Here is a 9,240-nt window from a genome sequence, read left to right on the forward strand (position 1 = left end):
CCTCCCTCCCACCCCGCTGCGCCCTGCGCAGGAAGGCACTCCGTGTCCACTCCCGCCTCGACTCCGACCGCCTCCCTCCCGGTGCACCGCCACCCGGGCGACGCCCTGACGGCCCGCCAGCGCCTCGTCTACGTGATCGTCCTCGGCTCGCTGACCGCCCTCGGGCCGTTCACGATCGACCTCTACCTGCCGGCGTTCCCCGCGCTGCAGAGCGAGCTGAACGTGTCGGAGGCGGCGGTCCAGCTGACCCTCACCGGCACGACCCTCGGCTTCGCACTCGGCCAGCTGGTCGTGGGCCCCTGGAGCGACGCGGTCGGCCGGCGCCTGCCGATCCTCCTGGCCACCTCTCTGCACGTGCTGGCCTGCGTCGGCGCGGCGCTCGCCCCCGAGATCGTCACCCTCGGCGTCTTCCGCTTCCTGATGGGAGCCGGCGCGGCGGCGGGCGGCGTGGTCGCGATGGCGATGGTCCGCGACCTCTTCGGCGGACGCCCGCTGGTGCGCATGCTGTCCCGGCTCGCCCTGGTGTCGGGCCTCGCGCCCGTGCTCGCGCCGGTCATCGGCTCCCAGCTGCTGCTGATCATGGACTGGCGCGGGATCTTCGTCTTCCTCGCCGCCTACGGCGTGCTGGTCGTCGCGGCCGTCGGCCTGCTCGTCGTCGAGACCCGGCCCCGCGCCGCCCGCCACGAGCGCGAGCACCGCTCGCTCGTGCAGCGCTACCGGGCCGTCCTCAGCGACCGCGTGTTCCTCGGAGTGGCGGTGATCGGGGGCATGACCTTCGCCGGCCTGTTCACCTACCTCTCCAGCTCCTCGTTCCTGTTCCAGGGCCTCTACGGATTCGACGCGCAGCAGTACGGGCTGCTCTTCGCCGTGAACTCGCTCGGCGTCGTCCTCGGCGTGCAGGCGTCCTCCTACCTCAGCCGGAGGATCGGGCCGCAGTGGATCCTCGCGATCACGACGCTGACGCTGTTCACCTCCGCCGGCCTGATCGCCTTCTTCGACGTGCTCGGGCTGGGGCTCTGGGGCACGCTCGTCCCGCTGTGGTTCTTCATCGCGTCCTGCGGCTTCAGCTTCCCGTGCGTGCAGGTCCTCGGCCTGGTCAACCACGGCCGGGAGGCGGGGACGGCCGCGTCGCTGCTCGGAGCGGTGAACTTCGGCACCGCCGGACTGCTGTCGCCGATCTCGGGGGTCTTCGGCGCCGGCTCGGCCGTGCCGATGGCCGTGGTGATGATGTCGACGGTGACCGTGTCGATCCTGGCGCTCTGGCTGATCGTCCGGCCGAGGAGCGTCCCGGCGCTGCAGGACTGAGCGCTCGGCTCCGGGTCCCGGCGGTCCGGCACGCCCCGCTCCTGCGGCTCCTCCCGGGCGTTCCGGCCCTCGCTGGATCCGCTCCCGAGCGCCGCTGCTACAGTCCCCTCCCATGTCCTCCCGCGACTCCTCCGCCCTGCTCGCCGAGCTCTCCGACCCCGACCGCGACGTCCGCCTCCGCGCGGCGATGACCCTGGGCGAGCTCGCCGAGCCCGCCACCGCCGAGCCCCTCGCCGCGCACCTGTGGGAGGAGCCCGACTTCTTCGTCAGCGACGTGCTCACCTGGTCGCTCGGCCGCCTCGGCTCCGCCGCCGTCCCCGTCGCCCGCGAGGCGCTCGGCCGCGAGCCCCGGGTGCGCACGCAGGCGCTGCACGTGCTCAGCAAGATCCTCGACCCGGCGACGCTCGACGACATCGCCCCGCTGGCCGCCGACTCCGAGCCCGCCGTCGCTGCGAAGGCCCGCTTCGCGCTGGGCCGCCTCGGCGACGAGCGCGCGCTGCCGGTCCTGCTCGGCCTGCTCGGCGACGACGACGCGGAGGCGCAGAACGTGCTCACCGACGTCCTCGCCTCCTTCGGCGCCGCGGCCGTCCCCGGTCTGGAGCAGGCCCTCCGCGAGGGGTCCGCGCCGGTCCGCCGGCATGCCGCCGCCGCGCTCGGTTACCTGGGCGACGACGCGCGTCCTGCCGTCGACGCGCTGGACGGGGCCGCCGGCAGCGACGACTCCGCGCTGGCGGTCTCGGCCGTGATGGCGCTCGGCTCGATCACCGGTCCCGACGCGGCCGCCGCCCTCGAGCGGGCCTCTGCCTCGGGCGACTCCCGCGTGAGCGCCGTCGCCGCGCGGCTCCTCGCCCGCTCCTCCGAGCCGACCCGGCTCGACGCCCTCCGCGCCGCCCGCCTGGCCCGCGCGGCCGGCTGAGCCGCGCCGCGAGACCCCCGCGGGGGAAGGCCGGGCATCCGCACGGCCGGTCGAACCGTGCCACGAACGCTGCGCACGGACGCCGGGCTTCCGAACCGTCGGCCGCGCCGCCCCGCAACCCCCAGCGGGGGAACGCCGGGTGACGGCATCATGTCCGGATGGATCACCGCGACGACCGCCTGTCGACCGAGCCCGGAATCGCGCGCCCCGACGCCGTCCAGCGTGCGCGGATGCGCGAGCAGGTGCCGTCCGACGACGTCGCCGCCCGGCTGCTGACGAAGGAGGCGGCCCACCGGGTCTCCCGCCGCTGGCCGCTGATCTCCGCGTCGCTCGCGATCCTGCTCACGGTGCTGCTCGCCGTGCTGATCGCCTTCCGCCCCACCTCGGCCTTCCGCTTCGACGTGGAGTGGATGGACGAGATCGTCGAGCACCGCTCGCCGGTCTGGGACATCCCGGCCCTCGTCATGAACACGGTCGGAGCGGGGCTCGTCGGCACGACGCTCATCCCGCTCGGCATCGTCGCCGTGCTGCTGGTGTTCCGCAGGCGGTGGGCGGCGCTCTACTACGCGATCGCCGCGCTGGTCAGCGTGGGCGCCACCCAGCTCGTCAAGGAGCTGGTGGGACGCGCCCGCCCGGCCGACATGCTCGTCACCAGCGACTACGGCTCCTTCCCGTCCGGCCATACCGCCAACGCGGCGACGACGGCGATGGTGCTGGCCCTGGTGTTCCCGCTGCTGTGGGTCTGGATCGCGGGCTTTCTCTACACCGTGGCGATGATGGCGAGCCGCACCTACCTCGGCGCCCACTGGCTGAGCGACACCGTCGGCGGCCTGCTGCTCGGGATCGGCGTGGCGCTCGTGGTCTGGGCTCCACTCGCCGGCCGCCTGCGCACCGAGGCCGAGCTCCCGCACCCGCCGATCTGGATCCGCCGCACCACCTGACCGGCATAGCGCTCCCTGCGAGGGCTTCGAGGCCCCGAGGATCGGCGCCCGAGGAGCGCGGAGGCTCGCCGATCAGCCGAAGGCGGCGAGGGAGTCGAGCTCGTTGAAGGTGTAGACGTGCAGGCCCGCGAGGCGGTCGCCCGCCGCCGCTTCCAGGCGCGCGACGAACGCGGACGGGTCGAAGCGGCGTCCGCGGAGGAGCCCGCCGACCCCCGGCGCTCCGCTTCAGGAAGCCGAGCGAGGAGCCCACTCCGATCCGCGCGCCCAGCGTCAGCAGCCGCGAGCGCTCGACCGGCCCCGGCACGCCCGCCCACAGATCGGCCGTGACCCCCGTCTCGCGGAGCCGATCGGCGTAGCGGACCACCGCGTCGACGTCGAAGCACATCTGCGTGACGATCGAGCGGATGAACGGAGCGCGCTCGCGCAGGTGCCGTTCGATGCTCTCGTCGGAGAGGTGCGGGTGGCCCTCGGGATAGCCTGCGATGTCCAGGGCCAGCCCGGGTGAGATCTCGCGGGCGTCGCGGATGAGCTCGAGGCTCGTGGAGTAGGTGCCGGCCGCCGAGGACGCGTCGCCCGAGATCACGAACGCCTCGTCGATCCCCGCCTCGCCCATCCGCTCGAGGACCCGCTCGAGTGCGGCGCGGCCCTCGACGTTCCGCGCCGCCAGGTGGGGCACCACGCGGAACCCGCGCCCGGCCAGCGCGACCGCGCAGTCCACGGTCCGCCCGGTCCCGTGCTTCGGCAGGCTGGTCACGGTCAGCGTCACCGCGGAGGGGTCCGGGAACGCCCGTGCGGCGCGCTCGCCGATGTCGTCGGCCGGGATGATCTCGAAGCGAGCGCGGGTCATCGGCCCAGCCTGCCACGCGGAGCCGGAGCGGCGCGGGTGGTGGCCGAGGCCGCACGAGTGTCGGAGGGGCGCCCTAGCCTGGAGCCGATCGCCGCCCGGTGGTCGCGGAAGGAGTCGCGTGTATCTGGAGTCCGGCCGCGTGGTCACGAGCCCCACCGACCTGTCGAACTGGGCGGCCTGCGAGTGGGCCGTCCTCCGCCGGTTCGACGCCCTGCTGGGCCGCGCGCCGCGCCTCGAGGCCGAGAGGGACGGGATGCTCGAGCGCACCGCGGTACTCGGCGACGAGCACGAGCACCGCTTCCTCGCCGAGCTGAAGCGCACGCACGAGGTGCTCGAGTTCGAGCGCCCCGAGCCCGCCGGCTACCCCGCGGCGGCCGAGGCGGCCGTCGAGGCGATGCGCGCCGGGGTCGACGTGCTCTACCAGGCCACCTTCTTCGACGGCGAGTTCCTGGGCTTCTCGGACTTCCTCCTCCGCACCGCCGACGGCGCCTACGAGGTCTACGACACCAAGCTCGCCCGGCACGCGAAGATCCCGGCGCTGCTGCAGCTCGCCGCCTACGCCGAGCAGATGCAGGCGCGCGGCATCCGCGTGGGGGAGCAGGTGCACCTCGTGCTCGGCGACGTCTCCGTCACCAGCCACGAGCTGGCCGTCGTCGCCCCGGTCCAGCGGGTGCAGCGCGCCCGGCTCCGCGCCGTGCTCGACGAGCGCCTCGCCGCCGACGAGCCGCTGGAGTGGGGCGATCCGCGCTACCCCTCCTGCGGACGCTGCTCCGTCTGCGCGCCCGAGGTCCAGGCGCACCGCGATCCGATCCTCGTCGCCGGGATGCGGCTCGACCAGCGGGCGAAGCTCACGGCGGCCGGCGTCCTCACCCTCGACGCCCTCGCCGAGCACGACGGCCCCGTCCCCGGCCTGGGCGCGGGCACGCTCGAGGGCCTGCGTGCCCAGGCGCGGCTGCAGCTGCGATCGGAGTCCTCGCCGGTGCCGGCCGTCGAGGTGATCGACGCCTCCGTGCTCGCCGGGCTGCCCGCCCCCGATCCGGGGGACCTCTTCTTCGACTTCGAGGGCGACCCTCTCTACACCGAGGACAACCGCGAGTGGGGCCTCGACTACCTCTTCGGCATGGTCGACGACCAGGAGCGCTTCACCGCGCTCTGGGCGCACGACCTCGCGGCCGAGCGCCGGGCGCTCCTCGACTTCCTCGCGCTCCTGCAGGCGCGCCGGGTCGAGCACCCCCGGATGCACGTCTACCACTACGCCTCCTACGAGCGCAGCCACCTGCTCTCGCTCGCGCTCCGCCACGGGGTCGGCGAGGAGGAGGTCGACGCGCTCCTGCGCGACGGCGTCCTGGTCGACCTGTACCCGGTGGTGCGGCGGGCGCTCCGCGTGGGCTCGCGCAGCTACTCGCTCAAGAAGCTGGAGCCGCTCTACATGGGCGAGGAGGAGCGGGACGCGTCCGGCGTCACGAACGCCGCCGACAGCATCGAGATGTACGTGGAGGCGCGCGCCGCACAGAGGGCCGATCCTGTCGAGGGGCAGCGCGGGCTCGACCTCGTCGCCGAGTACAACGCCTACGACTGCCGCTCCACGCTCCGCCTGCGCGACTGGCTCCTGGAGCTCGCTCCGCCGCGCGAGGAGCTGCCGCCGCTGCTCGAGGTCGAGATCCCCGTGCCCCGCGAGCCGCACCCCGTCGCGGTCGCACTGCTGGCGCAGGTCGAGGGGATCGAGCCGCGCGAGCGCACGGCCGACCAGACCGCGCTCGCCCTCGCCGGCGCGGCGATCGACTACCACCGCCGCGAGGCCAAGACCTTCTGGCAGGAGCACTTCGACCGCCTCCGGCAGCCGCTGGACGAGTGGGCGGACACCCGCGACGTCGTGATGATCGACCGGGTCGAGGTCGTCCGCGACTGGGCGAAGCTCCCGCGCGCCCGCACGCAGTCGCGCGAGCTGCGGATCCTCGGCCGGCTCGCTCCCGGCAGCCGGCTCGGCACCGGCTCGTCGCCGTACCTGGTCTACGAGGCCCCGGCGCCCCCTGGCGCACCCTCGCCCGGTCCCGGTCTGCGCGGCGCCTCCGAGCGCTCCGAGATCCTCGCGGTCGACGACGACGGCGAGCGGATCGTCCTGCTCCTCAAGGAGGGCCTGAAGGCGGGGGAGGATCCGCACGACGACGCTCCGGTCGCCCTCGCCCCCGCGCCGCCGCCGCGCGCCGCGCCCCAGCCCGAGGCGATCGCGGAGTGGGGCGGCGAGGTCCTCGACGCGCTGCCCGCGATGCTGGCCGACCCGGCGCTCGACGTCCTCCGCCGCGTGCCGCCGGGAGCCGTCGCTCCGGTGCAGGGCGACGACGTGATCGGCGCGGTCGTCACCACTCTGCTCGGACTCGACCGGGCGACCCTCGCCGTGCAGGGTCCGCCCGGCACCGGCAAGACCTACGTCGGCTCCCACGTGATCGCCCGGCTGGTGAACGAGCACGGCTGGCGCATCGGCGTGGTCGGCCAGTCGCACTCGGTGGTCGAGAACGTGCTGAGCGCCGTCGTCGGCCGCGGCGTCGATCCCTCCAGGGTGGCGAAGGTGCCCAAGAACGGCACGCCGCCCGAGGCGCTCGAGGCGGCGCCCTGGGCGCCGGTGAAGAACGCGGCGGCACTCACCGCGGTCCTCGAGGAGGGCGGCGGCTGCGTCATCGGCGGCACCGCCTGGACCTTCGCGAACCCGGTCACCGTGCCGCGCCGCTCGCTCGACCTCCTGGTGGTCGACGAGGCCGGGCAGTTCTCGCTCGCCCCGACGATCGCGTCGGCCGTCTCCGCCCAGCGCCTGCTCCTGCTCGGCGATCCGCAGCAGCTGCCCCAGGTGAGCCAGGGCGCGCACCCGGAGCCGGTCGACGAGTCGGCGCTCGGCTGGCTCGCCGACGGGCACGACGTCCTCCCGCCCGAATACGGCTACTTCCTCGCGCAGACCCACCGGATGCACCCGGCGCTCTCCGACGCCGTCTCCGAGCTCTCCTACGAGGGCGCGCTGCGGTCGCGGGCGCCGCAGGTGCGCCACCTCGAGGGGGTCGAGCCCGGCGTGCACTCCGTCCCGGTCGAGCACGCGGGCGACACCACCTCTTCGCCGGACGAGGCGAGGCGCGTCGTCGAGATCGCCCTCTCCCTCGTCGGCCGCACCTGGTTCGACGAGCACGGCGAGCGGACGCTGACCGCGGCCGACGTCATCGTCGTCGCGCCCTACAACGCCCAGGGCGGGCTCCTCCGCGCCGCCCTCGACGCCGCGGGCCTCGAGGAGACGCCGGTCGGCACGGTCGACCTCTTCCAGGGCAGGGAGGCGGTGGTCGCCATCGTGTCGCTCGCCGCGTCCTCCGGGGCCGACGTTCCGCGCGGGATGGAGTTCCTCCTCCTGCCCAACCGCCTGAACGTCGCGGTCTCGCGCGCGAAGTGGGCGGCGTACCTGGTGCACTCGCCGGCGCTCGCCGCCTCGCTCCCGACCTCGCTGACCGGCCTCGGGCACCTCTCCGGCTTCCTCCGCCTGCTCGAGCAGGGGGAGCGGGCCGCCCCGTGACGGATCCGGTGGCCTAAAGGCGCGCTCCGCTCCGATTCCGTCGGTGCTCGGCATGGTGGACGACGCGATCCGTCGCTACGGTGTCCCCATGAGAATCCTCCTGGTCGGCGCCGGCGGCGTCGGCGACGCCTTCGCGAAGATCGCCGCGCGCCGCTCCTTCTTCGAGCAGATCATCGTCTGCGACTACGACCTCGCTCGCGCCGAGCGCACGGTCGCCTGGATCGCGGAGCGGCACGGTGCCGACGACCGCTTCGTCGCCGCGCGGATCGACGCCTCCGACGCCGAGAACGTCGAGACCGTCGCCCGTGCGCACGGGGCGACCCACGTGATGAACGCCGTCGAGCCGCGCTTCGTCCCGACGATCTTCGCCGGAGCGCTCGCCGCCGAGGCCGACTACCTCGACATGGCGATGAGCCTCTCGCTCCCGCACCCCGAGCGGCCCCACGAGCTGACGGGGCTCAAGCTCGGCGACGAGCAGTTCGCCGCGGCGGAGGAGTGGTCCTCCCGCGGCCGCCTCGCCCTGGTGGGCATGGGCGTGGAGCCGGGACTCTCCGACGTCTTCGCCCGCTACGCCTCCGACCACCTCTTCGACGAGATCGACGAGCTCGGAGTGCGCGACGGCGCGAACCTCGTCGTGCACGACGCGGACGGCCGCGAGATCTTCGCTCCGTCCTTCTCCATCTGGACCACGATCGAGGAGTGCCTGAACCCGCCGGTGGTGTTCGAGCGCGACCGCGGCTGGTACACCACCGCCCCCTTCTCGGAGCCGGAGGTGTTCGAGTTCCCCGAGGGCATCGGCCCGGTCGAGTGCGTGAACGTCGAGCACGAGGAGGTGCTGCTGATGCCGCGCTGGCTCGACGCGAAGAAGGTCACCTTCAAGTACGGCCTCGGCGAGCAGTTCATCGGCGTCCTGCGCACCCTCCACCTCCTCGGCCTCGACAGCACCGAGCCCCTGCGGGTCCGCTCGGCCGGCGGTCCCGTCGAGGTCTCGCCGCGCGACGTCGTCGCCGCCGCCCTGCCCGACCCCGCCGGCATCGGCCCGCGGATGACCGGCAGGACCTGCGCCGGCCTCTTCGTCTCCGGCACGAAGGACGGCGCCCACCGCGAGGTGTACCTCTACCACGTGAGCGACAACGAGTGGACGATGGCCGAGTACGGCACCCAGTGCGTGGTCTGGCAGACGGCGCTCAACCCGGTGGTCGCGCTCGAGCTCCTCGCGACCGGCGTGTGGACCGGCGCCGGAGTGCTCGGGCCGGAGGCGTTCAGCGCCGACCCGTTCCTCGAGCTGATGGCCCGCCCCGAGGCCGACGGCGGGTACGGACAGTCCTGGCACGTCCGCGAGGACTGATCGGCGCCGCCGACCTAGGCTGAGCCCATGAGTGACGACGACGGGCTCGCCTCGGCGAGGGACGAGGCGCGCGCAGCCCTGGAGGCCGCCCGCCGACTGCAGGCGGAGGCCGCCGAGGCCCTGGCGCGAGCGGAGGCGGCGGCCGCGGCGCTGAACGCGGCGGCCGGCCCGGAGGAGGCGGAGGCCGTCGCGGACGACGTGCGGCTGGTGGCGGCGTCGGGGAGCGGAGCGGAGCAGTCCGCTGCTCCCGTTGCTCCGGACGCCGTCGCTCCGGACGCCGTCGCTTCCGGTCCGATCGCTCCGGATGCAGATGCTCCGCCCACCCCCTCGGCGCCC

The 9,240-nt window shown here is 74.3% G+C and carries 5 protein-coding genes and 2 pseudogenes; 6 read left to right on the forward strand and 1 reads right to left on the reverse strand.

Annotated elements, in window-relative coordinates; translation table 11 throughout:
* The first annotated feature begins 42 nt into the window (after positions 1-42).
* The 3 genes from C5C50_RS16195 to C5C50_RS16205 all read left to right on the forward strand — a co-directional run bounded on the left by C5C50_RS16195 (position 43) and on the right by C5C50_RS16205 (position 3,162).
* Positions 43-1,305 (forward strand): multidrug effflux MFS transporter, encoded by a 1,263-nt coding sequence (locus tag C5C50_RS16195; protein ID WP_104273921.1) that lies wholly within the window; start codon positions 43-45, stop codon positions 1,303-1,305.
* 112 nt (positions 1,306-1,417) lie between these two features.
* Positions 1,418-2,221: a HEAT repeat domain-containing protein gene (locus C5C50_RS16200; RefSeq protein WP_104273922.1), complete on the forward strand. Its 804-nt coding sequence runs from the start codon at positions 1,418-1,420 to the stop codon at positions 2,219-2,221.
* A gap of 158 nt (positions 2,222-2,379) precedes the next feature.
* Positions 2,380-3,162, forward strand: a complete 783-nt coding sequence (locus C5C50_RS16205) for a phosphatase PAP2 family protein (RefSeq protein WP_244229597.1) — start codon at positions 2,380-2,382, stop codon at positions 3,160-3,162.
* Between the two features lie 313 nt (positions 3,163-3,475).
* Here C5C50_RS16205 and C5C50_RS17500 read toward each other — a convergent pair.
* A pseudogene (locus C5C50_RS17500) lies at positions 3,476-4,009 on the reverse strand (methylenetetrahydrofolate reductase); the annotation flags it as partial.
* Positions 4,010-4,127: 118 nt separating this feature from the next.
* Between C5C50_RS17500 and C5C50_RS16215 the strand changes: the two are divergent.
* The 3 genes and pseudogenes from C5C50_RS16215 to C5C50_RS17135 form a co-directional block, all read left to right on the forward strand.
* Positions 4,128-7,556, forward strand: a complete 3,429-nt coding sequence (locus tag C5C50_RS16215) for a bifunctional RecB family nuclease/DEAD/DEAH box helicase (protein ID WP_104273923.1) — start codon at positions 4,128-4,130, stop codon at positions 7,554-7,556.
* Positions 7,557-7,644: 88 nt separating this feature from the next.
* Positions 7,645-8,904 (forward strand): saccharopine dehydrogenase family protein, encoded by a 1,260-nt coding sequence (locus tag C5C50_RS16220; protein WP_104227456.1) that lies wholly within the window; start codon positions 7,645-7,647, stop codon positions 8,902-8,904.
* A 27-nt stretch (positions 8,905-8,931) separates the two neighbouring features.
* Positions 8,932-9,240: pseudogene (locus C5C50_RS17135) on the forward strand (hypothetical protein); the annotation flags it as partial.

The organism is Rathayibacter sp. AY1D9 (genome assembly GCF_002932395.1).
GTDB lineage: Bacteria > Actinomycetota > Actinomycetes > Actinomycetales > Microbacteriaceae > Rathayibacter.